The sequence below is a fragment of the Streptosporangium roseum DSM 43021 genome, from assembly GCF_000024865.1.
GTDB lineage: Bacteria > Actinomycetota > Actinomycetes > Streptosporangiales > Streptosporangiaceae > Streptosporangium > Streptosporangium roseum.
Genome location: NC_013595.1, coordinates 3,954,261 through 3,979,359, shown reverse-complemented (window position 1 = coordinate 3,979,359; position 25,099 = coordinate 3,954,261). Strand labels below are relative to the sequence as shown.

At 69.0% G+C, this 25,099-nt stretch carries 16 protein-coding genes; 11 read left to right on the top strand and 5 right to left on the bottom strand.

The features are described 5' to 3' along the window. Positions 1-92: 92 nt before the first annotated feature. Complete coding sequence (recD2, locus tag SROS_RS17390) at positions 93-2,255, top strand: SF1B family DNA helicase RecD2 (RefSeq protein ID WP_012890261.1); 2,163 nt, start codon at positions 93-95, stop codon at positions 2,253-2,255. A gap of 157 nt (positions 2,256-2,412) precedes the next feature. On the opposite strand, the gene SROS_RS17385 is transcribed toward recD2, so the two are convergent. Next, positions 2,413-4,008 carry a penicillin-binding transpeptidase domain-containing protein gene (locus SROS_RS17385; protein WP_012890260.1) on the bottom strand — a complete coding sequence of 532 codons (1,596 nt, stop codon included), beginning with the start codon at positions 4,006-4,008 and terminating at the stop codon, positions 2,413-2,415. Positions 4,009-4,274: 266 nt separating this feature from the next. Here SROS_RS17385 and SROS_RS17380 point away from each other — a divergent pair, with 266 nt between their 5' ends. Genes SROS_RS17380 through SROS_RS17370 form a run of 3 tightly spaced genes read left to right on the top strand, consistent with a single transcriptional unit; the run spans position 4,275 to position 6,498 of the window. Further along, entirely contained in the window at positions 4,275-4,883 is a 609-nt protein-coding gene (locus SROS_RS17380) for a vWA domain-containing protein (protein ID WP_012890259.1), read from the top strand. Further along, the gene (locus tag SROS_RS17375) at positions 4,880-5,860 is read left to right on the top strand and encodes a protein kinase family protein (protein WP_012890258.1); all 981 of its coding nucleotides are present in this window, start codon (positions 4,880-4,882) and stop codon (positions 5,858-5,860) included. The genes SROS_RS17380 and SROS_RS17375 overlap by 4 nt, the downstream gene beginning before the upstream one ends. Then, positions 5,857-6,498 carry a hypothetical protein gene (locus SROS_RS17370; protein WP_012890257.1) on the top strand — a complete coding sequence of 214 codons (642 nt, stop codon included), beginning with the start codon at positions 5,857-5,859 and terminating at the stop codon, positions 6,496-6,498. The genes SROS_RS17375 and SROS_RS17370 overlap by 4 nt, the downstream gene beginning before the upstream one ends. 222 nt (positions 6,499-6,720) lie before the next feature. Here SROS_RS17370 and SROS_RS17365 read toward each other — a convergent pair whose 3' ends face one another. Beyond that, a complete protein-coding gene (locus SROS_RS17365; RefSeq protein WP_012890256.1) occupies positions 6,721-7,563 on the bottom strand; it encodes a class I SAM-dependent methyltransferase in 843 nt (280 codons plus the stop codon). A gap of 747 nt (positions 7,564-8,310) precedes the next feature. Here SROS_RS17365 and SROS_RS17360 point away from each other — a divergent pair. The 5 genes from SROS_RS17360 to SROS_RS47445 all read left to right on the top strand — a co-directional run bounded on the left by SROS_RS17360 (position 8,311) and on the right by SROS_RS47445 (position 17,228). After that, positions 8,311-10,449, top strand: coding sequence for a carbon starvation CstA family protein (locus SROS_RS17360; protein WP_012890254.1), 2,139 nt, complete (start codon positions 8,311-8,313; stop codon positions 10,447-10,449). 449 nt (positions 10,450-10,898) lie between these two features. Then, a complete protein-coding gene (locus tag SROS_RS17355) occupies positions 10,899-11,675 on the top strand; it encodes a TnsA-like heteromeric transposase endonuclease subunit (protein WP_245564747.1) in 777 nt (258 codons plus the stop codon). Next, complete coding sequence (locus tag SROS_RS17350) at positions 11,675-13,948, top strand: COG3415 family protein (RefSeq protein WP_012890252.1); 2,274 nt, start codon at positions 11,675-11,677, stop codon at positions 13,946-13,948. Before SROS_RS17355 ends, SROS_RS17350 begins: the two co-directional genes overlap by 1 nt. Positions 13,949-14,115: 167 nt before the next feature. Beyond that, the gene (locus SROS_RS17345) at positions 14,116-15,216 is read left to right on the top strand and encodes an AAA family ATPase (RefSeq protein WP_218919861.1); all 1,101 of its coding nucleotides are present in this window, start codon (positions 14,116-14,118) and stop codon (positions 15,214-15,216) included. Between the two features lie 17 nt (positions 15,217-15,233). Further along, a complete protein-coding gene (locus SROS_RS47445) occupies positions 15,234-17,228 on the top strand; it encodes a TniQ family protein (protein ID WP_012890250.1) in 1,995 nt (664 codons plus the stop codon). Between the two features lie 327 nt (positions 17,229-17,555). Here the strand turns inward: SROS_RS47445 and SROS_RS17335 are convergent, their stop codons facing one another. The 3 genes from SROS_RS17335 to SROS_RS17325 form a co-directional block, all read right to left on the bottom strand. Further along, complete coding sequence (locus tag SROS_RS17335; protein WP_012890249.1) at positions 17,556-18,710, bottom strand: hypothetical protein; 1,155 nt, start codon at positions 18,708-18,710, stop codon at positions 17,556-17,558. Continuing rightward, the gene (locus tag SROS_RS17330; protein ID WP_012890248.1) at positions 18,707-19,219 is read right to left on the bottom strand and encodes a SigE family RNA polymerase sigma factor; all 513 of its coding nucleotides are present in this window, start codon (positions 19,217-19,219) and stop codon (positions 18,707-18,709) included. Before SROS_RS17330 ends, SROS_RS17335 begins: the two co-directional genes overlap by 4 nt. 345 nt (positions 19,220-19,564) lie before the next feature. Continuing rightward, positions 19,565-20,449: a S1 RNA-binding domain-containing protein gene (locus SROS_RS17325; protein ID WP_012890247.1), complete on the bottom strand. Its 885-nt coding sequence runs from the start codon at positions 20,447-20,449 to the stop codon at positions 19,565-19,567. A 227-nt stretch (positions 20,450-20,676) separates the two neighbouring features. On the opposite strand from SROS_RS17325, the gene ligA reads away from it, so the two are divergent. Together ligA and SROS_RS46015 are read left to right on the top strand one after the other, a co-directional pair. Next, positions 20,677-22,767 (top strand): NAD-dependent DNA ligase LigA, encoded by a 2,091-nt coding sequence (ligA, locus tag SROS_RS17320; RefSeq protein WP_012890246.1) that lies wholly within the window; start codon positions 20,677-20,679, stop codon positions 22,765-22,767. Between the two features lie 183 nt (positions 22,768-22,950). Beyond that, positions 22,951-25,044 (top strand): DUF4132 domain-containing protein, encoded by a 2,094-nt coding sequence (locus SROS_RS46015; RefSeq protein ID WP_012890245.1) that lies wholly within the window; start codon positions 22,951-22,953, stop codon positions 25,042-25,044. Positions 25,045-25,099: the final 55 nt, after the last annotated feature.

The following is a 25,099-nucleotide window of genomic DNA, read 5'->3' as shown; positions in this document are numbered from 1 at the left end:
AGGGCGCGGGCGCGAGCCGGGCACCCGAACTGTCACAGCCGCCCGCTAGTGTCCTGCGGTGAGATGCTGCACATGATCCCGGGGAGCGTACGGTGACCGTGCTCGCGAAGCCGTACCTGACGGATGTGGACGCCTCCGTCGAGCAGCTGGTGTACGTCCGCGAAGACGAATACACCGTCGCGCGGATGAGCTCGGACGGCCTGGCCGGGTTCGTCGCCTCGGGTCGCGCGCTGGCCGGGGTGCAGCCCGGGGAGACGCTGCGGCTGGCCGGGGAGTGGGAGGAGCACCCGCGCCACGGCAGCCGTCTGGTGGTCCGGCGGTGCGAGCGGGTGGTCCCCTCCACGGTGCGCGCCATCACGCTGTACCTCGGCTCGGGCCTGATCCGCGGGATCGGGCCGCGGCTCGCCCACGCCATCGTCAGCCACTTCGGCGAGCAGACGCTCACGGTCATCGACACCGAGCCGGAGCGCCTCACGGAAGTCGTCAACATCGGCGCCGCGCGGCAGGCACAGATCGTCCATGCGTGGGCGGAGCAGAAGGAGGTCGCCGCGCTGATGGTCGTCCTGCAGGGCTTCGGGATCAGCCCACTGCTCGCGACCAAGATCTACCAGGTGTACGGCGACGGCTCGCGCGACGTCCTCACCCGCGACCCGTACCGGCTGATCGGCCAGGTCAGGGGGATCGCCTTCCACACCGCCGACCGGATCGCGCTGCGCTCGGGGGTGCCGGAGCACAGCCCGCAGCGGATCCAGGCGGCGGTCCTGGACAGGCTGGAGACGGCGGCGGCCCGCGACGGGCACTGCTTCCTGCCGCTGCCCGCCCTCCTCGCGGCGGCGGCGAGCCTGGTCGAGCAGGAGGAAGAGCTGATCCGCCGGGCGGTCGACGCGCTGCTCGCCGAGCGCCGGGTGGTCGTCGAGACGGCGCCGGACGGCCCCGGGCAGGTGGTGTACGCCAAGGAGCAGCACGGCCGCGAAGTGGCACTGGCGGCGCACCTGGCCAGGCTCCTGCGGGCCCGCTCGACACTGCCGCTGCGCGCGTTCGAGGAGCACAAGGGGCTGGACGAGGACCAGCGGGCGGCCGTGAACCTGGCGCTGACCAGCACCGTGTCCGTCCTGACCGGCGGTCCCGGCTGCGGCAAGAGCTACACGGTGAGGGTGATCGCGGCGACCGTGCGGGCGATGGGCGGCACGGTGACCCTGACCGCGCCGACGGGCAAGGCGGCCAAGCGCCTGTCGGAGCTCACCCGCCTGCCCGCGATGACCGTGCACCGGCTGCTCGCCCGGCAGCCGGAGCGGGAGGAGGGCACGCTGTTCCAGCAGTCCCCCGCGGAGGCGGACCTGATCGTGGTCGACGAGGCGTCGATGCTGGACCTGCAGCTGGCCACCCGGCTGACGGCCGCGATCCCGGCGGGCAGCCACCTGCTGCTGGTCGGTGACAGCGACCAGCTCCCCAGCATCGGGCCCGGCAGCGTGCTGGCCGACCTGCTGCGGGTGGAGGAGGTCCCGCGCATCCGGCTGGCCCGCGTCTTCCGGCAGGCGCAGGACAGCGGGATCGTCCAGGCCGCCCACCGGATCCGGGCTGGCGAGCTGCCCGCGCTGCCCGGCAGGGGCGGCTTCTGGTTCGAGGAGCTCGACGATCCGGACCAGGTGGCCGACCGGGTGGTCCACCTGGCGACGGAGGCGATCCCCCGCAAGCAGGACATCGGCCGGGACCAGGTCCAGGTGCTGTGCCCGATGCGCAAGGGCGCGACGGGCACGGCGGAGCTCGGCCGCAGGCTGCAGGAGCGGCTGAACCCGGCGCGCGAGGGCACGGCCGAGCACTGGTCGGGCCCGTCGGTCTTCAGGGTGGGCGACCGCGTCATGCCGATCCGCAACAACTACGACAAGGGCGTGTTCAACGGGGAGACCGCCACGGTCACGGCGGTGAACCCGCAGGACCGGCTGGTGGAGATCCGCACCGACGACGGCGAGAACGTGACCTACACCTTCGACGAGCTGGACGAGCTGACCCATTCCTACGCGATCAGCGTGCACCGCTCCCAGGGCAGCGAATACCCGTTCGTGGTGGCGCCGATCGTCGCCGAGGCCGGGGGCGTGATGCTGCGCCGCAGGCTGCTGTACACCCTGGTCACCAGGGCGAAGTCGTGGGTGGTCCTCGTCGGCCAGCGCGAGGCGCTGGAACTGGCCGTGCACCGGCTCGGCTACCGCAGGAACACCGGCCTGGCCCTCCGGCTCGCCCTGAGCCTGGAGAGCTGACGGCACCTCCCGGGGCACCTCACCGCCTCATGCGCCTCACTTCCCCTCACCCGCCTCATGCGCCTCATGCGCCTCATGCACCGAGGGGCGGACGCCGGAACGTTCCTCCGCCTCGGCGCCGTGTGCCTCTGCGGCTCCCCCCGTCCGGTCCGCCGCTCTACAGCGCCTTCAGGAACCTCGCGGCGATCGGCGCCGCCACCGCGCCGCCGGCGCCGCCGTTCTGGACGAAGACCGCGAAGGCCAGCGGGCCCCGGTAGCCGATGAACCAGGCATGGGACTTCGCACCGCCGACCTCGGCGGTGCCGGTCTTGCCGGCGGTGTCCGGGGGGAGACCGGCCTGGGCGGCCGTCCCCTGGGTGACCACGGCGCTCATCATCGTGCGCAGGCCGGCGGCCACGCCGTCGTCCAGCGGCACCGGGGGCGGCGAGTCGGCGGGGGGCTCGGCGGTCATGATCGCGGGTTTCCAGACGCCGCTCGCGACCGCCGCGGCGACCTCGGCCATGCAGAGCGGGCTGGCCTGCGCCGAGTTCTGGCCGATGGCGTCGGATCCCAGCTCGTTCAGGTCCGCGGAGGGCCGGATCCGGCAGGAACTCAGGCCGGGCTTCTCCCGGAATCCGAAACGGTCGGCGGCCTCGGCGCGCAGCCGGTCGTCGCGCAGCCGCTCATAAGCGTGCTGAACGAAGGTGGTGTTGCAGGAGAGCGCAAAAGCCGTGGCGAGGGTCACGGTGCCGTGATCGGCGCCGTCGGCGTCGGTGAAGCTCCTGGCGTTCGGGATGGTGTAGGTCGCCGGGCACGCGACCGGCGACTCCGGGGTCAGGCCGGTGCGGAGCAGCGCGGCAGCGGTCACCACCTTGAACGTCGAGCCGGGAGGGTAGAGGCCGTTGAACGCCTGCTTGGCGCCCAGCGTGTCGGCCACCGCGCGCACCTGGCGGGTCTCGACGTCGACGGCCACGATCGCGGCGGGCTGCCCGAGACCGTCCAGTGCCCGGGCCGCGGCGGCCTGCACGGACCGGGAGATCGTGGTGCGCGTCCCCGTTCCCGCGGCCGGCGGGGGCGGGGAGGTCAGCAGCACCCGGCCCGAAGACGCTTCCTCCAGCGACAGGAGCACCGCCGTCCCGCCCAGCCCGGTGAGGTAGTCGCCCGCCCTGCTGTCGCGGGGGAAGGGCAGGCCCTCGCGGGTGAGCGTGGTCGGCCTGCGGACCTGGGTCTCCCTGAGCCGCAGGCTCCCGCCGTCCTTGAGCGAGGGGTGCAGCGTCTCGGGTGCCCAGAGCACCTTCCAGGTGCCGGCCCGCAGCCCCAGTCGCAGGACGGAGGAGAACGTCCACCGTCCCAGCCCCGTCACCTCCCGCACCCCCTGGAAGGGGACCTCGGCCGCCTCCTCGCCCTGGCGGCGCAGCTCTCCGGGGTTGAGGGACAGCGACGAGACCCGCAGCTCGGTGTCGAACCGCCGGTGCCGGTCGGCGAAATCGGCCGGCGGATCGGCGACGAGGCCGTTCATGGAGGGGATGTCATCGGCCTGCCAGGCGGCGAAATACCTGGCGACGGTGAGCTCCGGACCGGCCGGCGGGGTCGGCTCGGAAGTGGGCTCGAAGGTCAGGGTGAGCGGCGGTTTCCGGGTCGCCCCGTCGGGAAGGCCCGGCCGCGGTGACGGCGAGGTCACCACGGCGCCCGGGGCGGTCGCCAGGCCGTACACGCCGAAGGCGACGATCGCGACCGCCGTGGCGATCAACGCGAGGAGCCATCGACTGCGCATACCGTTCCCCCCTGAGTCCCCACGGGTGTATATCACCGGCGGGCCGGAGCGGGCCAGGCCCGGATCCGATCCGGAGGATCCGGGCCGGATCCGGGCCCGGCCCTCCCCTCGTCCGAATCAGACGAGGGCGGCGAGCTCCTCGGAAGTGGTGACCCGCGCCCTGTCTTCCGCCGATGTGAACGGGTCTCCTCCGGCAGCGTCCGCGCCCGGGCTGTAACGGTGACAGCGGGCGGAGAGATTCTGCAGTTAGCTGGAGGGAGAGGCCGATGCGCAGAGTGGTGCCGATCTACCTGGTGGTCAACACCTCGCGGTCGATGGCGGGGAGACTGGTGGAGATCGAGCACGTGCTCGCCGCCTTCGCCGACGAGCTGCTGTTCTCGCCGATCCTGGGCGACCGCGTGCGGGTGTGCGTGGTGGCCTTCTCCGACAGCGCCCGGTGCGTGCTGCCACTTTCGGACCTGACCGGGATCGTCGAGCTCCCGAAGCTCGTCCCGGGCCGGGAGACACGGTTCGCGCCCATGTTCGACCTGCTGACCAGCCTGACCGATGTGGACGCGTCCGCGCACCTGGCGGCGGGCCTCGTCTACGACCGGCCGCTGGCGCTGCTGGTGACCGACGGCGTGCCCGCCGACCCCGGATGGCAGCGGGCGTTCGACAGGTTCTACCGGCACGCCCACCCGCGCATCGTCCTGATCACGATCGGTGTCGGGGCGCCGCAGGCCGAGGAGATGGGCTCCGCGATGCGGGTCTCGTCCACGCGGATGCTCGGCGACGCGCCGGACCAGCCGATGGTGAGTCAGATCAAGGTCGCGCTCATGGAGCACCTCGCGCCGCTGGCGACGTCCCGGCGCATCATCCGGCCGGTGGGCGAGTGATCGCCGAGGCGTGGCCACCCGTACCGCCCCGGATCCCGGAAGCCGAGGTCGGGTTCGGCGAGCCGCAGGCCGTCGGCGGCGCGTCGACCGTGTACACGGTGCTCGGGCAGCGCAAGTCGCTGCTGTACAAGAGGTACAGCGAGCCACACGTCGCGGCCGAGCTGGATCGGTTGGTGAGCAAGTATTCCGGGATGGCCCCGAAAGCGGCCGCCTACGCGCGGACGCACCTCGCCTGGCCGGTCGCCGCGGTCTGCGACGGCGACCACGTCGTCGGAGTGCTGGTGGTGCGGGCGGGGCAGGAATTCCATGTCACGCTGTCCGCGAGCCGGACGCGGGTGCGGGACTTCAACTTCCTGCTGTACGAGAAGCGGGCCGAGAAGCTGGGTGTCGAGCGGGCCACGGACCGGCAGAAGGTCGAGCTGCTGCGGGGTCTGGTGGACGTGCTGTCGTGGCTGGACGAGCGCGGTCTGGTCCACGAGGACCTGGCCGCGCACAACGTTCTGTGGAGGCTCGACCCGCCCTCGGTGTTCGTTCTGGACTGCGATTCGTTGCGATCGCTCGCCGAGTCGAGCAAGCAGCCGCTGTACACCACCGTCGACTGGACCGATCCGCGGGTGTTGACCAACGATGTGGACCGGCCCGACGGAGCCTCGACGTCATACGTACTCGGCCTGCTGGCCGCGCGGACGCTGGTCTCGCCGTACTGGCATCCGGGCGACACGCTGCCGGCTGACCGGTTTCCCGCCGCGCTCACGCAGATGGTGGCCAGGGCGCACGGGCCGGCCGAGGATCGCCCGTCACTGCCGGAATGGGGCAGGGCGCTGGACGGCGCGCTGGCGCAGACCACCGGGACCGTCGTGGAGCCCGCGTCGGTGGGAGACCCGGACGCCACCAAACGGGCGGATCATGTGGCGTTCCTGGTCGGGCTGACCGTCGGGGTGGCCTTGGCGGTGTTCGTGCTCGTGAGGTTCGTGTGACCAGACCGACGGTGGCCGGAATCTCGGAGTGGGCCGGGCAGGCCGCGCAGATCACCACCGGCGTCGCCGGGCTGTCCTACGCGTTCGGGTGGGTGCTGATGGCCCGGTTCTACGGAACGCTGGGCGTGGAGCCGGAGGATGTCGGGATAACGTTCACCTGGCTGGTGGCGCGCGCGTTCCTGGTCGGCCTGCTGGCCCTGACGGTGCTGCTGGTGGCCCGATGGCTGCAGAGCCGGGCCACCGCGGTGCGGTCGACCGACCTCGTCCTCTCCGTCGGGACGGAAGTCCGGTCACTGATGGAGGTCCGGTTGCCACTGCACGGCCGCCATCTGCTGCGTGGGGTGGCCGGGGCGCTGGTCGGGTTCGTGGTGGTGTCCCTGCTGGTCCTGCCGTTCCGCCTGGGCGATCGGTTCGCGACCGACGCACGTGCCGGCAAGCCGGTGGACTTCGGCCTGCTGGGCATGTCCGCGATCAGGGTGACCCGGGTACGGCTCGCCTCCGCCGACCCAGCCGAGCCGCCCCCTGCGGCGGGGTGCGTTCTCCGTCTCGGCAGCAACGCGGGGACCTCGCTGTTCGTGGTGGAGGGCCATGTGATGCGCCTGTCCGACCAGAACGTGACGGTGTCGTCCCCCTGCTAGCGACCGGCCATGCCCCCGCCCGAAGCCGTACCCGATTTCACCGGCTCCGGCTCGGCTGCCGGCCGTACCTCCGCTCGTCCCGCGATGAGGCCGTTTCGCGGGCCCGCCGGCCGGATCGTCCCCGGCGTGTCTCCGTCGTGGGAGCGATCCGGCCGATCCGGTCATCGGGATGTGGCGAGGGCGGGCGTCCCGAGGGAGTGGGTGGCCCGGCAAGCCGTGCGGTCACGGGGAAGTCTTGTGCCAGACGAAGACTTCGGTGCTCGGCTGACGCTCGGAGAACCGGCCCGAAGGCGCGACCTCCCGCAGCAGCCGTCCGAGGTCCGCCTCGAAGTCACCGCGTCGCGTGCCGAAAAGGTGCGGCGTGGAGGAGGACAGCGACAACACCCATGCGAGGACGTCACCACAGGTGCGTTCCAGCGCCTGTCCCCCGGGCACGACATACCGCCTCGGTCCCGAGAAGCCCGCCCGGCTGAGGACGGTGGCCTCACCGCCCGGCGTCCCGTGCGGCAGCACCCCGCGGCCGGCCCGCCGGACCGGCCCCAGGTATCGCCCGATCAGATCGTTGACGGCCGCATAGGGAACCCCCGGATGCGGAAGGTCGTCGACGGATCGCGTCTCCGTCTTCAGGTCCGAGATGTGCACCAGTGCACCGTCCGGCCGGAGCATGCCCTTGACGGTCGCCGCCACCAGATCGCGATCCATCCAGTGAAAGGACTGGCCGAAGGTCGCGACGGTGAACGTCCCGAGACCTGCGGGCAGATCCTCGGCGCGGGCCCGGACCCATCGCGCCTTGCCGGTCACGCCCGCTTCGGCGGCCCGGCGCGCAGCCTCCGCGATCATCCCGCTGTCCGGGTCCACGCCGACGATCTCACCGAACAGGTGCGCCAAGTCCACAGCGAGGGTGCCGGGCCCGCAGCCCACATCGATGAGACGTCCCCGGCCGTCGAGCATCAGAGCCCCGGCGAGCGTGTCCGCGAGGCCGGGGGCATACGGGAGCCGCCCACGCTGGTAGTAGGGAGCCGCTCCCAGGAACAGCGTGTCGTCCCACTCCCAGCCCGCAGACATGTCCGCTCCCCGCTTCCCGCCCGCAGATCTCCGCCACCGCAGGAAAGGCTCCACGTGTGATCATGCCATTTCTCCGGTACGGCCCGGGCACGCTCTCCGGACAGGGCTCACCGACGCCCCGCTACGGCGAGTGCGCACCGGCCGCCCGGCTGCACGACCGTCGCTCCCATGGGACCGCGGCCACCGGGCCGCCGCCGCCGACCAGGTCCTGGCCGCTGATGTGCCGCCGGCGCCACGGCGTACTGCCACCGGGCCGGACGGACCCGATCGGAGGAACGCGCCGACGAGGGCTGCGAGCTCCCCCGGGGAGGCGATCCGCACCACCCGGCGCCACAGTGGTCACCCCGCGTTTCAACCGCTCTCACCTGGTAAGGATCCACGTTAGCTTCTGAGTCACCTGGTATTGGGGAGCCCAGGATGTCCCAGATCGTGCTTACAACCGCCGCACGCGAAGCACTACGCGCCGATGAAGTGGTCTTTTTCGACTGGCACGTCACCGGTCTCTGCTGTGCGGACGCGGGAGAGTTCTCGGTCAGGCCGCTGCGCCGGTCGCGGTTGCCCCGGCGGGCGCGACGGCTCGGGACGGATCTGGTGTATGCCCACCCCACCGCCTGGGTACATCTCGCTGAGCTTCCGGTCATGATCGACTGTCGCCCGCTGGGGCGCTGGCGGCGCTTCACAACCGATCTGCCGCCGGACGCGGGACTGCGTTGCTGCCTGGGCCGTCCCATATATGGGAGGTAACCGGTGAATGTGCGCTCCGTCATTCTCTGGACGGCGGTCGCCGCCGTCGGCGCCACGGGGTGGGCCGTTCTCGCCCTGTCCAGGGGCGAGAACGTCAACGCGGTATGGGTGCTTGCCGCCGCGCTCGGCTCCTACGCCATCGCCTACCGCTTCTACGCCCGGTTCATCCTGCGCAGGGTGCTGGGCGCCGACGACCGCAGGGCCACCCCCGCCGAGCGGCTCAACAACGGCATCGACTATCACCCGACGGACCGGCGGATCCTGTTCGGTCACCATTTCGCCGCTATCGCCGGGGCCGGACCGCTGGTGGGACCGGTGCTGGCGGCTCAGATGGGCTACCTTCCCGGCACCATCTGGATCATCGCCGGGGTGATCTTCGCCGGAGCGGTCCAGGACATGGTGATCCTGTTCTTCTCCATGCGGCGCAACGGCAAGAGCCTGGGGCAGATGGCGCGCGAAGAGATCGGTCCGATCGGGGGAGCGGCGGCACTGATCGCCGTCTTCGCAATCATGATCATCCTTCTGGCCGTGCTGGCCCTGGTCGTGGTGGGCGCCCTGGCCAGTTCCCCCTGGGGCGTCTTCTCCATCGCGATGACCATCCCGATCGCCCTGTTCATGGGGGTCTACCTGCGCACGCTCCGGCCGGGCCGGGTCGTCGAGACCACCTTGATCGGCGTCGGGCTGCTGATTCTGGCGATCGTCGCCGGCGGCTGGGTCCAGGGGTCGAGCTGGGCGTCCACCTTCACGCTGAGCCCGTCGGCCCTGGCGCTGTGGTTGATCGCCTATGGCTTCATCGCCGCGGTCCTTCCCGTTTGGATGCTGCTCGCACCCCGCGACTACCTCTCCACGTTCATGAAGATCGGCACCATCGTGCTGCTCGCGATCGGGGTCGCCATCACGCTGCCCCCGATGAAGAACACCGCGTTCACCGACTTCGCCTTCAACGGCAAGGGGCCGGTCTTCGCCGGATCGCTGTTCCCGTTCGTGTTCATCATCATCGCCTGCGGAGCACTGTCGGGCTTCCACTCGCTGATCGCCTCCGGCACGACACCCAAGATGATCCAGAAGGAGACGCAGGTCCGGATGATCGGCTACGGCTCCATGCTGATGGAGTCGTTCGTCGCCGTCATGGCCATCATCGCGGCCTCGGTCCTGAGTCCCGGCCTGTATTTCGCGATGAACTCTCCCGCGGGGGTCGTCGGCACCACCGTCCAGTCCGCCTCGCAGGCGGTCGCCAACATGGGCTTCGTCATCACACCCGAGCAGCTGCAGTCCGCGGCGCAGGCCGTACAGGAACAGACGCTGATCGCGCGGACCGGAGGCGCGCCCACGCTGGCCGTCGGCATCTCCCAGATCTTCTCCGGATTCCTCGGGGGAACGGGACTGCAGGCTTTCTGGTACCACTTCGCGATCATGTTCGAGGCCTTGTTCATCCTCACCACGGTCGACGCCGGGACCCGGGTCGGCCGGTTCATGCTCCAGGACACACTGAGCAACCTGTGGAAGCCGATCGGCCGGGTGAGCTGGTGGCCCGGTCTGATGGCGACCAGCGCCGTGGTCGTGGCCGCCTGGGGATACTTCCTCTACCAGGGTGTCAACGACCCGCTCGGCGGCATCAACCAGCTCTTCCCGCTCTTCGGCATCGCCAACCAGCTGCTCGCCGCGGTGGCCCTCACCGTGGCCACCACCCTGCTGATCAAGAGCGGACGGCTGAAGTGGGCCTGGGTGACCGCGGTACCGCTCGCCTGGGACGTCGCGGTCACCCTCACCGCGAGCTACCAGAAGATCTTCTCCGACGAAGCCACCCTCGGCTTCTTCGCGCAGCGCGACCGTTACCAGACCGCACTGGATCAAGGGCAGCTGCTCGCGCCGGCCAAGACCCCCGACGCGATGCGGCAGATCGTGCTCAACTCCACCATCGACGGGATCCTCGCCGCACTGTTCGCGATCCTGATCATCATCGTGCTTCTGGACGCTTTCCGGGTGTGGGCGAAGGTCATCAAGACGAGGGAGCCGCTGCCGAGTACGGAGGCGCCGTTCGAGGAATCCGGGATTCTCGCACCGGCCGGGCTCATCGCCACTCGTGAGGAGCGCCGGATGATGGCCGGAGCGACGGGAGAGGCCATGATCAAACATGATTGAGATACACCACTGACTGGACACAGCCCGCACCTGCCGTCACGGCCGTGTTTCACACGGACTCGCCGTACGCGGCGCGCTCATCTGGCCCCCGGGGGCAGGGGGTGGACGCCCAGGTCTGGTCCAGAGGAGCGGGCCGATGAGGCCGGCGAACTCCTCCGGCTGAGCGGCTTATGTGACGGACCACCCACGGCGGCCTCCAGCCGACGGCCGCGCACGGGAGGGACGGTCCTGAGACAGGGGCCAACTATCGCTCCCTGTCTCAGTCCGTGAGACAGGGGGCGATAGTTGGCCCTTGGAAGCGATAGTTGGCCTGCCTGAGGCTGGCCGTTGATCTCGATTCGGGATCAGCGGCTGGAAGTTCGTCGTTCCGACGACTCGGCGCGTGGTGTGGTTGTTTGGTGACGGTAAGCGACGCTTCGGTGGTGCGGTCAGATCGGTGCGGGTTGAAGGTGTTGCTCTCCCATTTCGAGGCCGGCGAGCGGTTCCGTGAGTTGTTGGTGCTTGGGTCTGGGTGGCCCCGGCGGTGGACGGTGGCGTGGCGGACGCCGGGCGGGGAGTTGATGGGTCCGGCGCGGGATCTGGGGGCGGTACCAGTTGCGGGGTGTGAGCCGGTTCGCCGTTTCTCCTGGCGGGCGCGGCAGCGTCACCGGCCGGGGCTGGAGTTCATGGTGTCCACGGGGCGCCTGCATGGGTTCGAGTCGTTGGAGGAGCGGCGGCTGCTGCTTGCGCTGGATTTCGTAGGAGTGGTGGAGGTGCTGCCGCAGCCGTTTCGGCTGCGGTTCGAGACCATCGGTGGGTTCCGCAAGCACGTTCCTGACTTTCTGGCGGTCATGCGGGATGGGTCGAGGTGGCTGTTCGACGTCCGACCTGCGGGGTTGATCGAAGAGGCGGACGAGGTGGCTTTCGCGGCGGCAGGTGAGGCCGCGTGGGCGGTCGGGTGGCGGTATTCGGTGGTGGTGGGCTGGCGGCCTCACGTGTTCTCGGTGCTGGACGCGTTGTCGGCCCAGCGCAGGGACCTGGTCGATCAGTTAGGACTGCAGGGCCAGCTTCTGGGTGTGGTGGCGTGCGAGCCGGTGGCGTTCGGGAACCTGGTGGCGCGCACATCGCTGCCTGCGGTCGCGCGTGCTCATGCGCTGCATCTGCTCTGGCGCCGAAGGCTTGGAGTCGATCTGTCCCGGCCGTTGAGGGACGGGTCACTGGTCTGGCCGGCGGAAGGACGGCGCTGATGACGGTTCGAGCGGGTCTGCTGGATCTGTCGGTGGGGAGAATGCTGCGGCTGGACGGCATCGAGTGGGTGGTGGAGGCGATCGAGGCCCAGTTCGGGCGGGTACTGCTGCGACCAGAGGCCGGAGAACCGCAGTGGCGGTCGATCCGCTGGCTGGCGCACCACACAGGCTGCGAGGCCGTTCCCGGGCGGGAGATGCTCGGGAACAGGCATGGCACTGTGACCTGGGGTGATCTGACGGAGTATCAGCGGGATGTGGTCCGGTTGCGGGTGGCGCACTTGTTGGAGGCCGAGACCGGCTTCCGCGGCGGGGATCGGCACCACCGAGAGGACGGCGAGCCGCGGCCGGGTTATGACCCGGGGCGGACCACGGTCACGCAGCGCCGCCTGGCCAAAGTCGCGGAGCTCGCCGCCCTCGGCGCGCAGGAGGCTCGGCTGCTGGGGTTGGGGCAAGTGAGCGAGCGGACGTTGAAGCGGATGGCGGCTGCCTTCCGCGAGCACGGATCGCTGGGCTGCGTGGACGGGCGGTGGCTGCGCGCCAGCCACGGCCGTCCGAGCGTCACTGAGGAGATCCGTGAGGCGATCTTCGCGGTCCGTGAGGAGAGTCTGCGCCGCTCGAAGACATCGATGCAGGCACGGTGCGTGCAGGTGCACCAGTACGTGGCCGAGCGGTTCGGCCCGCACGTTCGGGTGCCGTCCTACCGGACGCTGCGGGAGGTCTGGCTGGAGTGGTTCGGGCCGGACGGAGCCCGGCAGCGCTATGTCCGTTCAGCGGAGGCGGTGGAGACCTCCCGGGCTCATGTGGTGGTGCACCGGCCGGGCCAGGTCGTCGCCCTGGACACTACGCCCCTGTCGGTCAAGGTCCGTGAGCACGTGTTCGGCGAACCGGTGACCGTCCGGTTGACGATCGCGCTTGACCTGTTTACGCACTCGGTCGTGGCGTTCCGGTTGACGCTGGGTTCGGAGACTTCGATCGACATAGCGATGCTGCTACGCGACGTGATGCTCCCGTTGCCGATGCGGGAAGGATGGGGCCAGGAGATGGAATGGCCCTACCCGGGAGTCCCGGCCGAGGTCGTCGCGTCCTTCGCCGGGCACAAGGTCGCCGGGTTGCCGTTCTTCGCGCCGGAGACGGTAACCACCGATCACGGTTCGCCCTATAAGAATCATGCCCTGGTCGACGCTCAGCGAGTGCTGGGCTGCAATATCCTTCCCGCCCGCACCCTGCGTCCCACGGATAAGAACGCTGCGGAGCGGGCTTTTGGGGCATTTCGATCTTTGCTGTTCGAGCAGCTGCCCGGCTACACCGGGGTTGACGTCGCGGACCGGGGCGCTGATCCCGAAGCTGATGCGGTGTTGACGATCGCGCAGATGGAACGGCTGATCGCGACCTGGATCGTCCGGTGCTGGCAGAACCGGCTTTTGGGTGAGCACGCGCCGGCTTGGGGGCCGGATGAGGAGCACAGCCCGAACACGCTGTTCGCCGCGGCGCTGGAGCAGGGCGGGTTCGCCCTGCAGATCCCCAGACCGGAGCTCTACTACCAGCTGTTGCCTGCTCACTACGTGAAGATCCCGCGGCGGCGCGGCGTCAAGATTCGCGGGCTCTGGTATGACGGCCCGGGTCTGAATGACCGCCGCGGCAAGGCATCTGGCAGGGGTGGCCGGCACAAGGACCGGTGGGTGGTGCGCAGCGACCGGCGCGACCGGCGCACGGTGTTCTTCCAAGACCCCGAGGACTTGTCGGTCTGGCACGAGCTGCGTTGGAACGGGCTGCCGCCCGCAGGAGAGATCCCTGCCTTCTCCGACAAGACCGCCGAAGAGCTCTTGGAAAAGGCCCGGGCGCGGGGCTTGTCTCCGCAGTCGGACGCCGTGCTGCTGCCCGTGCTGCTGGAACTCCTGGGCGGCCTGGTCCCGGTCGACCAGTGGCAGACCCAACTCCCCAAGGCCAAGCGGGCCGGCCAGGCCCGGCAGGCAGCCCAGGCCGCTTCCGCTCAAGCCGATCGATCACCGCGTGTCTCCAGGTCCCCGTCTGAGGGCATGGCTGAGGTGGTGCCGGCGGCCTGGGCCGAGCATTCCCGGCGGGCGCAGGAGGAGATCGACGCCGAACGCCGGCGCCGCCGCGAGGCGGCAGTTACCAGCCCGCCGACGCCACCACCCCTGATGGCCGACGCGCTGCGCGGCACAAGCATCTTCCACCTGCCCGACGAGGATGACGAAATCCACCCCCAGGCGACAGTCGAGTCTTCCACCACCGGCCCTGGCAGGCAGTGGTGACCCGATTCCGGGACGGCGATCAGCCGGTTCCGTTCGTCTCGCCTGGTCCGCTGCCACTGCGGGACACCCTGGCGGGCTGGCAGCGATATCGGGCCACTCGCGGCTCCTTCGTCCCGGCCCCACGGCTGGACCTAGCCACCTGGCGGCTGCTGCCACCGCGCCGCAAGATGCTCTATGACCTGCATCGGGCCGCAACCCACGCGAACCTTCCCCTGATCGCCACCCCGATGAGCCGGGAGGTGGAACAGTTGCTGCGCGGCCGGATCGAGTCCAACGCGCTGAAACAGAAACCGACTACCCGCGCCGGAGTGATGATCACCGGCGGTGGCTATCAGGGCAAGACCGAGACGATCTGCGAGATCTGCGCTGGCTTCGAGGACGACTGGGTCGAGCTTCACCGCTACCTCAACCCGGCCGCGCTGGCGGGGATGCGGGACATGCACGCCCCGGTCGCCTACGTCCAGACCCCTGTCACCGCCAAACCCAAGTCCACCTGCAAGGCGATCCTGAACTTCTTCGGCGCCGATACCAAGAACATGGACCTGCCCGACCTGGTCCGGCACGTCGCCGCGTCTCTGAACGACCACGGCACCAAGGCGCTCGTGCTGGACGACATTACGAGGCTTCGCATGCATAGGGCCGATGACCAGGATGTCTTGGACCTGATCCGGGCGTTCATGAGCATGCATGTCACCCTCGTCCTCATCGGAGTCGACATCCCCGGCTCCGGGCTCCTGCGGGAAGGCCGCCATGACCCGGGCACCGGCCAATGGGTGTTCCCACCCTCCCACAACGTGAAAGTGCACGGCCTGGAACCCACTCAGACCGAACGCCGCTTCGATCTGATCGAACTCGACCGCTTCCGCTACACCACCGACGAACAGATCACCGCTTGGACCGCCCACCTGACCGGAGTCGAACAGCACCTGCGCCTGATGAACGCCGCCCCCGGCATGCTCACCGCGGGCACCATGCCCGAATACCTGTTCCGCCGCACCGATGGTGTCGTCGGCCTGCTCGAGCGGCTGATCGAGGACGGCTGCCGCCACGCCATCACCACCAGCACCGAAACCCTCACCGAGCCCCTCCTCGACAACATCGTCGTCAGCCTCAACGGCGCGCCCGGCCGGGACGCCACCGCCGGAGAAGTCCCCAACGTTCCTGCTACAGCTCAGAAAGCGGCCGGGCAGACCGGCAGCAAAAAACCTGGACAGCGCCGCAACACCGTCTTCGACGACCACGGCCCGGCCAGCGGCACTGGCGCCTGAAGGCCACGGAGGATCAAATGCGCTACACCGGTCCGCTTCCCCGAAGCCTTGATCCGCTGCCGGATGAAGTCATGCCCGGTTACCTGCTCCGACTCGCGCACCGGCTGGACCGCACACCGGCGCGGTTACTGCAGATCACGGGCCTGATCCCCGAACGGTCGAGGTTTCCCTCCCGCGCTTCCCATGAATTGCTGATAGCTCTTGACCAGCCGACACGTGAAGCGTTCACAAACGCGACAAGGCTCACCCCAGCCGAAGCTGAAGCGCTCTGCCTCAGATCACTCGCACCCCGTTACCCAGTCCCACCGCCCGCCCAGGGCATCGCGCTGCGTCAGCTGGCCCTGAGGACGGACTGGTGGATCTTCACCACCGGATCACGCTACTGCCCCGAATGCCTGACCGGGGACAACAGCCCAGTCCAGCAAGCCCACGGCGGCGCGTGGCGGAGATCATGGCGGCTACCAGCCATTTTCGCCTGCATCAAGCATCGGCGCCTTCTGAATCACCTCTGCCCAGGCTGCGGTCATCCCGCGCACGCGGCTGTGGCTGGCTCCGGACTCATTCCTCTCCTGCAGTCGCTGAAGGTCGGCGGGCTTCATCCCGCACAGTGCCGATCCAGCACCGTGAACGGCACCTCCGGCATCCTCAAGGGCGTCACCTCGGTTTGCGCGGCCAGGCTCGACACCGCGCCTCCACCAGGCCATCTGCTGCCCGAGGAGGTCCTCAGCCTCCAGGAGCGTCTCGACGCCCTCCTGCAACCTCACGGCCCCACACAGGTCGACGCCGCCGGACTCCCTGCTGAGCCCGCCCAGTACTTCACCGACCTGCGTTTCCTCAGCAAACTGATCAGCTTGTCCTGGCCCAAGGCCGCCTACCTCGCCCCCTCCGCAGCGCTCCGCGAAACCCTCGACCAGCGCACCGCACGACGCACCCAAGAAGCCGAGAATTCCCTGCCACCAGTCGACAGATACCGCCACAGTTGGGAACTGGACCCCGCCATCAGTGCCGCTCAGCTGGCCATCGCCGACCAGATCCTGCACGGTGACACTCTGCAAACCCGACAGCACCTTCAAGAACTACTCTCGACCGGCGGAACCAGGCTTTCGATCAACCGAACAGAGTGGAGAGGCCACTTCCTCGAAAGCGCCAGGACTACAGCATGCTCGCCTGGTCTCCGTGCCGCTCTGGCCCCTCTAACCAACGCGTTCCGCCGTCACAGCCGCACCAGCTCCATAACCCCCGAACTAAACACCCGCCTCGGCCCTCAGCACATCCCCCAGTGGCTGCCTGATGAATGGTTCGAACGCTATCTCAGCAGCTTCGACGGCATCTCGACGCTCGCGCTCCGCCGCACCGCCGCAATTCGTCTCGTCCAGATGATCTCCGGTGGGTCGCGAGGGAAAGCTGCTCAGTACCTCGGGATGACAGTCTTCCCGCACATACACCGCGGAACACCCATCTGCAGATCCGTCACAGGAGCGTTCCAATGGGCACGAGCCCGCAGCGACCCAGACGAATTCGACGCCGCCGTCCGCGCGATCGCCGCTGACCTCGACCAGACCGCGCATCTCATCGACTACCATCATCGCCGCACCGCGCTGCGGAACTGGTGCCTCGATACCGACACCTGGCAGAAGATCCTCGACCAGAGCGGGTTCGCCAGCCATCAGTGGGAAACCACCGACCGAGAGCGCCAATACGCATCCACCCACCTCTGGGCCCAGATAACCCAGGGTGAACGGTCGTTCGCCCCTCACCCCATCCGCGATCAACAACCCCTCGACATCCAAAAGTCGTGGAGCAACCGAGACCGCCCGTCCAACTGGCCGGCTAGCCCTCACCGCCCCTTCGGCTCGGGAACATACGTCTGTCGGCGATACAGGGCCCTCAGAGAGACACTCGACGCCTACGCTGCCGAGCTAACCGCCCAGATCGATAACAAGCCAATTCGCGCCACACACGACACGAGATCGGACGAGATAAAACCGGCCCCTCCACCCACCCTGACCTAACACAGCTCGCCTCACCCAACTCCAACGGCGCAACGGACACCAACTCGCGAACCGTCCTCTGCGACCACCAGCTATAAGGGTCCCGGTAGTAATCGCGGAATATCCAACGGATATGCCCCTGACCTGCTCTGATGTGAGGGCGCCGCAGGACTGGTGTGTCCGTTGGTAGATGCGGTGGGCCGGGCCGAGGATGCCGCTGACCTTGCCCGAGGGCTCCACGTCGACGCCGGTCAGCGATATCCGTTGGATTTTCGCCGATTACTCAGGACCCCTCTGTGCCGTGTCCTTCTGCATGGCGTGCCACCTGCTCAGCCGCTGAGAGGCTTGTCAAAAGGCGGCTGGGACCCCGGGGATGACCAGGTGCATCACGTTCTGGGGATGGTAGACGGCGAGCTGCCTCACTTGGCCGGTCTCCACGTTCACCGCGTAGGTAATCTGACGGTTCTCATTCCAACGGTCCGACGGGAGGGCGGCGAGCGTGACCTCGGCCGCGCTCAGCCAGACGCCGGGGGTGAGCGTGGGGCTGCCCTTCGGCAGGCCGCGCATGGTCACCGTCTTCTTGACTTTGCCGGTCCTGGCATCGAGCACGGTGATCGTGTCGTCATGCGAGTCCAGGGACTGGCCACGCCGCAGCGCGGCCACTGCGGCGCCGTTGGGGGCAAGCGCGCTGAAGCGTGTGTAGGTCTCGTCCACCGTGATGGGTGAACCGCCCCCTGCCAGAGGCATCACCCAGATCCCTGGCTTCTCCCCGTACCTCCCGTACCGGGCCAAGGTCACGGTCGTGCCGTCGATGCTCCTGAGATCCCACCCGACGGGCAGGGGCGTCGTGGTTCTCGCTCGCATATCGATGAGCAGGCCGTCCTCCTTTCTCGACGGATAGCCGGTGAAAGCGAGGTACCGTCCGTCGTCGGAGAGCTCCAGGTGCGCGTTGCCGCCCAGCTCCGCTTCGGCTATGGCGACGGGGGCGGTTTGCTCGGTGCCGCTCGCCAGGTCTCGTACTTTGAACGTCTTGGCAGACTGGTTGTAGTAGGCGATGATGCGCCCGTCGCGGCTGATCGCCAGGGGGTAGAACTTCGGTCCGCTTTTCGTGCTCAGTGTGCCCAGTGCCTGCGGCAGGTGGTACGTCTCGCCGGAGAGGGCAACCACGCGCCACTTGCCGTTCCTGCAGTCGGGCGGGATGGGGCCACTGATGAGGCAGAAGGTCCGGTAGGCGTGGCTGAGCGGCCCGACACCCCGGCTGGGCAGATCGGCGATCTTACCGGTCTGCACCGCGACCACGGCTTTGTCGGCCATCAACGGCCCGGTGCCGGGAAATACGTCCAGTACGACGCCGGCGAGCACCGCCAGCCCGATCACGGCAGCCGACCCGGCGGCCATACGGGTCTTCCGCCTGCGCCGGCTGCTCGTGATCGCCCAGTCGGCCAGGTTGAGGGTCGGGGCGTCGGCCGCCGCATTGTCCAACGCCTCGCGCAGCCTGCTCATCGGCGCACCTCCTCGATCTCGGCGAACAACTGGGACAGCTCGGGCGCGAGCGTGCGCAGGCGGCCGAGCGCGTGGTGGGTCTGGCTCTTGACCGTGCCGAGCGAACAGCCGAGGATCTCAGCGGTCTCCCGCTCGCTGAGATCCTCGTAGAAGCGCAGGACGATCACAGCGCGCTGCCGGGGCGTCAACCTGGCAAGCGCCTGACGCAAGATGATGCGATCGATCGTGGCGTCGTCGTGAGCGTGCCCGCGCTCTGGCGGGTCGGTGTTGGGCGACTCCAACTGTTTGCGCCGCCGCCAGGAGATGTACTGGTTGATCATGGCCTTGCGCGTGTACGCCTCGGGGGTGCCGTGCCGCACCAGTCTGGGCCAATGGTTGGCGACCTTGAGCAGGACGCTCTGCAACAGGTCCTCGGCTAGGTGTGCGTCTCCCGTGAGCAGGTACGCACTCCGTGTCAGCGCCTGCTGACGGGCGAGCACGAACTCGCGAAAGCCGTCATAACGATTCAAGGTAGATGATCTCCTCTCATCGGTTCTCACGCCCGCGAGAGGCAGAAAGGTTGGAACTCTGGCCCAGAGAGAAGCGCTGGCGACTCCTAAAGCGTTCCCGCGCGGCCGACTGCCCCCCACGTTGAGGTCCTGGTAGTAATCGGCGAAAATCCAACGGATATCGCTGACCGGCGTCGACGTGGAGCCCTCGGGCAAGGTCAGCGGCATCCTCGGCCCGGCCCACCGCATCTACCAACGGACACACCAGTCCTGCGGCGCCCTCACATCAGAGCAGGTCAGGGGCATATCCGTTGGATATTCCGCGATTACTACCGGGACCCTCTATAGACGGCGGCTGGAGAGAGATCAGCCTACGGGATCGCTAGGATTCCCAGGTTTAGTTGGAGGGAGGTCCCAGGTCTTCATGGCGGCCTGACAGCGAGATAGGGCGAGCCGACGCCGCAGCGGGTCGATCTCGATGACGATCACGGTGACCTCGTCGCCGATCTGAACCGCGTCGAGTGCGGCCGCGACGGGTAGGGCGGTGAGTTCGCTGAGGTGGACCAGGCCTTCGGCGTCGTCTGCCACGCGGACGAAGGCGCCGAACGGCACCACTTTGGTGACCGGGCCGTACAGGATCTGCCCCACGTGAACGCCGCGCGCGAACTGCTGGAACGGGTCGGGTTGAGTGGCGCGCAGTGATACGCGGGCTTCGCCGTTGTGGGTGTCGAAGGTGAGAACTTCGCAGCTGATGCGCTCTCCCACGGAGACGACCTCGGATGGGTCCTCGAAGCGGCGCCAGGACAGCTCGGGCATGGTGATGAAGCCGACGCCCGGGAAGACAGGATGGTCGGGTCCGTCGTCTAGATCGACGAAGACGCCGAAGCGTTCGATGGCCGCCACGGTGCCGGACAGCCGCTGTCCCGGACGCAGCGCCTTCAGATATGCCCACAGTTGTGGGTTCTCGGTCGCGGACCACGAGAGCCGAACCCGCCTCTCTTGGAGGTCAACGGCGATCACCTCGGAAGAGACCTTGGCACCGACTTCAAGGATTTCAGCAGCCGGTCGCCCAAAAGACCGCCAGGAGAGATCGAGCCAGCTGATGCTACCGACTGGATCACTGGTGAAGGCGTCGAGGAGCACGGTCGTCTGCGATCGCGTAACCTCCGCGACGGTCCCAGTGAGGACGTCGCCGACGTTCACAGTCCTCAGGAACGCGGCGAGGGACTGTTCGTGTTCAGCTGTCCCCATGCCTCCAAGGCTCCCACGAACGCCGGAAGCTCTGCACGTCCCTACCCAGCCGCCAACAAGACCTGGGAACCGCCATCTATAACTGGGGGTCGCATCCTCTCACGTCCTGCCGCTCCGCATGGGGCCAACTATCGCTTCCAGGGGCCAACTATCGCCCCCTGTCTCATCCGACTCAGGACCACATTCCGCAAGCCGAAATTGTCGGTGCCGGGCGACATGATGGGATCATGAACGACGCACCCCCCAGCACCCTTTTCGCCGATCAGACCGCCTATGCCGAAGCCGTTCAGCTCGCCCTGGACGCCGCCGCGGCATACTACGGAGACGGCACGTCCACGCTGGACGACGACGCCTACGACCGGCTGGTCCGGGGCATCCAGGCGTATGAGGCCGAGCATCCCGACGAGGTGCTGCCGACCTCGCCGACGGGCAAGGTGGCCGGTGGCGCGGTGGTCGGCGACGTGCCACACACGGTGCCGATGCTGAGCCTGGACAACGTCTTCGGCGCCGGGCAGCTGGCCGACTGGGCCGCGTCGCTGGAGCGCAGGCTGGGCCGGCCGGTCACGGAGTGGAGTGTGGAGCCGAAGCTCGACGGGCTGGCGATCGCCGCGCGATACCGCGGCGGGCGGCTGGTGCAGCTGGTCACCCGGGGCGACGGCACCGCGGGTGAGGACGTGAGCCACGCGATCGGCACCATCGTGGGACTGCCCGCCAGGCTGGCCGAGCCCGTCACGGTGGAGCTGCGCGGTGAGGTGATGATGACCGCGTCGCAGTTCGAGGATGCCTGTGTCAAGCGCCAGGCGCACGACGGCACCACGTTCGCCAACCCGCGCAGCGCCGCCGCCGGCACGCTGCGCGCCCAGGACCGCCCCTACGTGTGCGAGCTGACGTTCTTCGGCTACGGCGCGCTGCCGTACCCCGACGACACCTCCGAGCAGGCCGTGCAGCTGCGCGAGCTGCCGCACAGCGAGGTCATGACGTGGGTCGCCGGCCAGGGCGTGCAGACGCCCGCCGTCACCGACGTCGGCGGGATCGTCGCCACCACCCTGGAGCAGATCCAGGAGCGGGTCGAGCAGATCGCCGCCAAGCGGACCGAGCTGCCCTTCGGCATCGACGGCATCGTGATCAAGTGCGATCTCGCCGCCGACCAGGCGCAGGCCGGCTTCAGCTCGCGCGCTCCCCGCTGGGCGATCGCCTACAAGCTGCCCGCCACCGAGAAGATCACCAAGCTGCTCGGCGTCGAGTGGAACACCGGCCGCAGCGGCATCATCGCCCCGCGCGCCGTGCTGGAGCCGGTCGAGCTCGACGGCAGCATCGTCACCTACGCCACCCTGCACAATGTCGCCGACATCACCCGCAGGGGCCTGATGCTCGGCGACAGCGTCGTCGTCTACAAGGCCGGCGACGTGATCCCCCGCGTCGAGGCTCCGGTCGTGCACCTGCGCACCGGCGACGAGCAGCCGATCGCGATCCCGCAGGTCTGCCCGACCTGCGGCGACGCGATCGACGCCTCCCAGGAACGGTGGCGGTGCGTTCGCGGGCGCGCCTGCCGGGTGATCGCCTCCATCGGCTACGCCGCCGGCCGCGACCAGCTCGACATCGAGGGCCTGGCCGAGAACCGCATCCAGCAACTGCTGGACGCCGGGCTGATCGTCGACTTCGCCGACCTGTTCTACCTGACCCGCGAGCAGGTGCTGGGCCTGGAGCGGATGGGCGCCACCAGCACCGACAACCTGCTGGCCGCCATCGAGCGGGCCAAGGCGCAGCCGCTCAGCAGGGTGTTCTGCGCGCTGGGCGTGCGCGGCACCGGCCGTTCCATGAGCCGCCGCATCGCCCGGCACTTCGGCAGCATGGACGCCATCCGCGCGGCCGACGCCGAGGCGATCGAGGCGGTGGAGGGCATCGGCCCGAAGAAGGCGCCGGGGGTGGTGGCCGAGCTGGTCGAGCTCGCCGACCTCATCGACAAGCTGGTCAAGGCCGGGGTGACCATGACCGAGCCGGGCTGGACGCCACCCGCCGAGCCCGGCGCCGACGCGCAGGCGGACCCGGAGGCGGGCGGCACGTCCGGGCTGCCGCTGGCCGGGATGTCCGTCGTGGTGACCGGCGCGATGAGCGGAGCGCTGGAGGCGCTGACCCGCAACGAGATGAACGAGCTGATCGAACGCGCCGGAGGCAAGGCGTCCTCCAGCGTCTCGGCGAAGACGTCGCTGCTGGTGGCCGGGGAGAAGGCGGGTTCCAAGCGGGCCAAGGCCGAGAGCCTGGGCGTGCGGATCGTCGGCCCGGAGGAGTTCGCCGGCCTCGTCGGCCCGTTCATCTGATCAGGACCGGAGTCATCTCATCTGATCGACGAGCTCGAATCAGCCACGTAGCAATCGCCTCGTAGAGACCTATACGAGGCGATTGAACCGATCACCGCATCGGCCTGGACGCGGTGACGGTTCGATAGCCGTCACCGGCCCGCCCATCACCCGCCCGATCCACCTCTGACAGGAACCATCGGCATGCACCTCTCCCCCCTCGCGCAGCGCCTGCACAATTTGATCACTGGGACCGCGAATGACCCCACGTACTGGCCCGAGGCCTCCCAGTTGAGCGCCGGGCTGGGCGCGGCGGTCCGGACCGTCGACGGCAGTTTGATATCGGCACCGTACGTGGTCGACGAGCAGCGGCTGGCCGTGGCGGCCCGCGAGCTGGTCGGATACCTGCTGGACGAACACCGACGGTACGAACCCTTCTCCGTGATGGCGGCGGCGGGGCTGGCGGGCATGGACGCCGAAGTGAGCGCCCAGTTCGCGGAGAAGCGCGGGCCGATCGCGGTCGCCGAGATGGAGGTGGTGTTCGGCTGGGACGTGGAGCTGCGGGCGCTGCTCGCCGAGGCGATGGCCAAGGCGATGCGAGAACGGCCAGACCACGCCGCCCCGCTGCCCGCCGTCATCGAATGGCTCGGCGGCCGGCCCGGCTACCTGGACTTCGCCCGGACGGTTCTGGAGGCGGCCGAGGCCCGCGTCACGGCGATCCACGCCGGCGAGATTCCCTACAGCGCGGAGAAGGCGTTCGACGACGGAGAGAAGAGGACCATCGGCCGGGCCGTACGGCTGGCGCTCCTGCGGGACGAGCCCTGGCTGCCCGAGCTGCTGGACAGGCTGCTGCGCGGGATCGCGGTGGCTCCGACCCAGGCCAAGACCCTGCCGTCGCAGGGGCTGCTGTTCGAGATCGCCCGCGCGGTGGAAGAGCACCCGACGCCCGAGGCGATCTCCGCGCTGCGCGCCGCCCGCCAGGCCACCCGGCACGCCGGGGTGCCCAAGCAACTGGACCGCATGTTCAAGCGCATCGAGGCCGCCCTGGCCAACCGGCTGGAGGTGGCGTTCCGGATACCCGACGGGCAGGTACGGCAGGCCGTCGGCGAGCACACGGCGGTGATCTCAACCGACGGCAAGGTCGAGCTGTCGTGGTGGCACGGGGACAAGAAGCTGAAGACGGTCCCGGCGGCGGTCAGACGGGAGCACCCCGAGGAGGTCAAGCGGCTGCGCGAGCTGGCCAAGCAGACCGCGCAGCAGCAGGCCACCCTGAGCAGGGCGCTGGAAGCCGGATGCGCCGGCGAGACGGCTCCGCCGTACCGGCAGCTGGAGGGCAACCCGGTCACCGATCGGCTGATCTGGGAGTTCGAGGTCTCGCCGGGCGTGTGGCGCAGCGAGCTGGGCTTGACGGTGCCGGACGTGCCGGTGCGGCTGTGGCATCCGGCCCGCGCGTCCCTGGAGGAGGTGCGCGCCTGGCGGGAGGTGGTGCAGGGCAAGGAGCTGCGCCAGCCGTACAAGCAGGCCTTCCGCGAGGTCTACCTGCTCACTCCCGCCGAGGAGGAGACGCGCGACCACTCGCGCCGGTTCTCCGACCACCTGCTCCGGTACGGCCAGGCCAAGGCGCTGCTCACCGATCGCGGCTGGACCGGCATGACGCTGGGCCACTGGGACTGGTCCGGAGGGTCCGCTGAGTGCACGGCCACCAAAAAGCTGCCCGGCGGCCTGACCGTCACCTGGGACTTCCACCTGGACGAGGGGTCCGCCGAGCGGGACAACGTCGGCCCCGTCTCCATCTGCGTCAGCGGCGGCATCCGTTTCCTCGCCGGCGTCTCGCCGGTCCCGCTGGCCGAGGTTCCTCCGCTCATCCTGTCGGAGGCGCTGCGAGACGCCGACCTGGTCGTCGGCGTCACCTCCACCGGCCTGGACCCCAATGGTCACGGGGACTACTGGCAGTCCTACAGCTTCGGCGACCTGGCCGAGAGCGCCCAGGTCCGGCGCGACGCGCTCTCCCGGTTGATCGGGCGTACGGCCATCGCCGACCGGTGCGCCATGACCGACCGCTTCCTGGTGGTCCGGGGTGATCTACGCACCTACAAGATCCACCTGGGGTCCGCGAACATCCTGATGGAACCCAACGACGCCTACCTGTGCATCGTCTCCGCCCGCGACCGCCACGCCGGACTGTTCCTTCCGTTCGAGGAGGACGGCCGGTTGGCGCTCATCCTCAGCAAGGCTTTCCTGCTGGCGAACGACACCGCCATCACCGACCCCTCCATCACCCGCCAGATCCGGGCTTGATCCACGCGGGAAAGGAACCTCCGCGGTCGCGTGCGGTTTTCCCGAGGTCGCCGGG

Coding starts and splice junctions, on each gene's coding strand:
- SROS_RS17385 (WP_012890260.1), bottom strand. CDS start 4,008: ATGCGCAGTCGATGGCTCCTCGCGTTGATCGCCACGGCGGTCGCGATC.
- SROS_RS17380 (WP_012890259.1), top strand. CDS start 4,275: ATGCGCAGAGTGGTGCCGATCTACCTGGTGGTCAACACCTCGCGGTCG.
- SROS_RS17365 (WP_012890256.1), bottom strand. CDS start 7,563: ATGTCTGCGGGCTGGGAGTGGGACGACACGCTGTTCCTGGGAGCGGCT.
- SROS_RS17350 (WP_012890252.1), top strand. CDS start 11,675: ATGACGGTTCGAGCGGGTCTGCTGGATCTGTCGGTGGGGAGAATGCTG.
- SROS_RS17345 (WP_218919861.1), top strand. CDS start 14,116: ATGCTCTATGACCTGCATCGGGCCGCAACCCACGCGAACCTTCCCCTG.
- SROS_RS47445 (WP_012890250.1), top strand. CDS start 15,234: ATGCGCTACACCGGTCCGCTTCCCCGAAGCCTTGATCCGCTGCCGGAT.
- SROS_RS17335 (WP_012890249.1), bottom strand. CDS start 18,710: ATGAGCAGGCTGCGCGAGGCGTTGGACAATGCGGCGGCCGACGCCCCG.
- SROS_RS17325 (WP_012890247.1), bottom strand. CDS start 20,449: ATGGGGACAGCTGAACACGAACAGTCCCTCGCCGCGTTCCTGAGGACT.
- ligA (WP_012890246.1), top strand. CDS start 20,677: ATGAACGACGCACCCCCCAGCACCCTTTTCGCCGATCAGACCGCCTAT.
- SROS_RS46015 (WP_012890245.1), top strand. CDS start 22,951: ATGCACCTCTCCCCCCTCGCGCAGCGCCTGCACAATTTGATCACTGGG.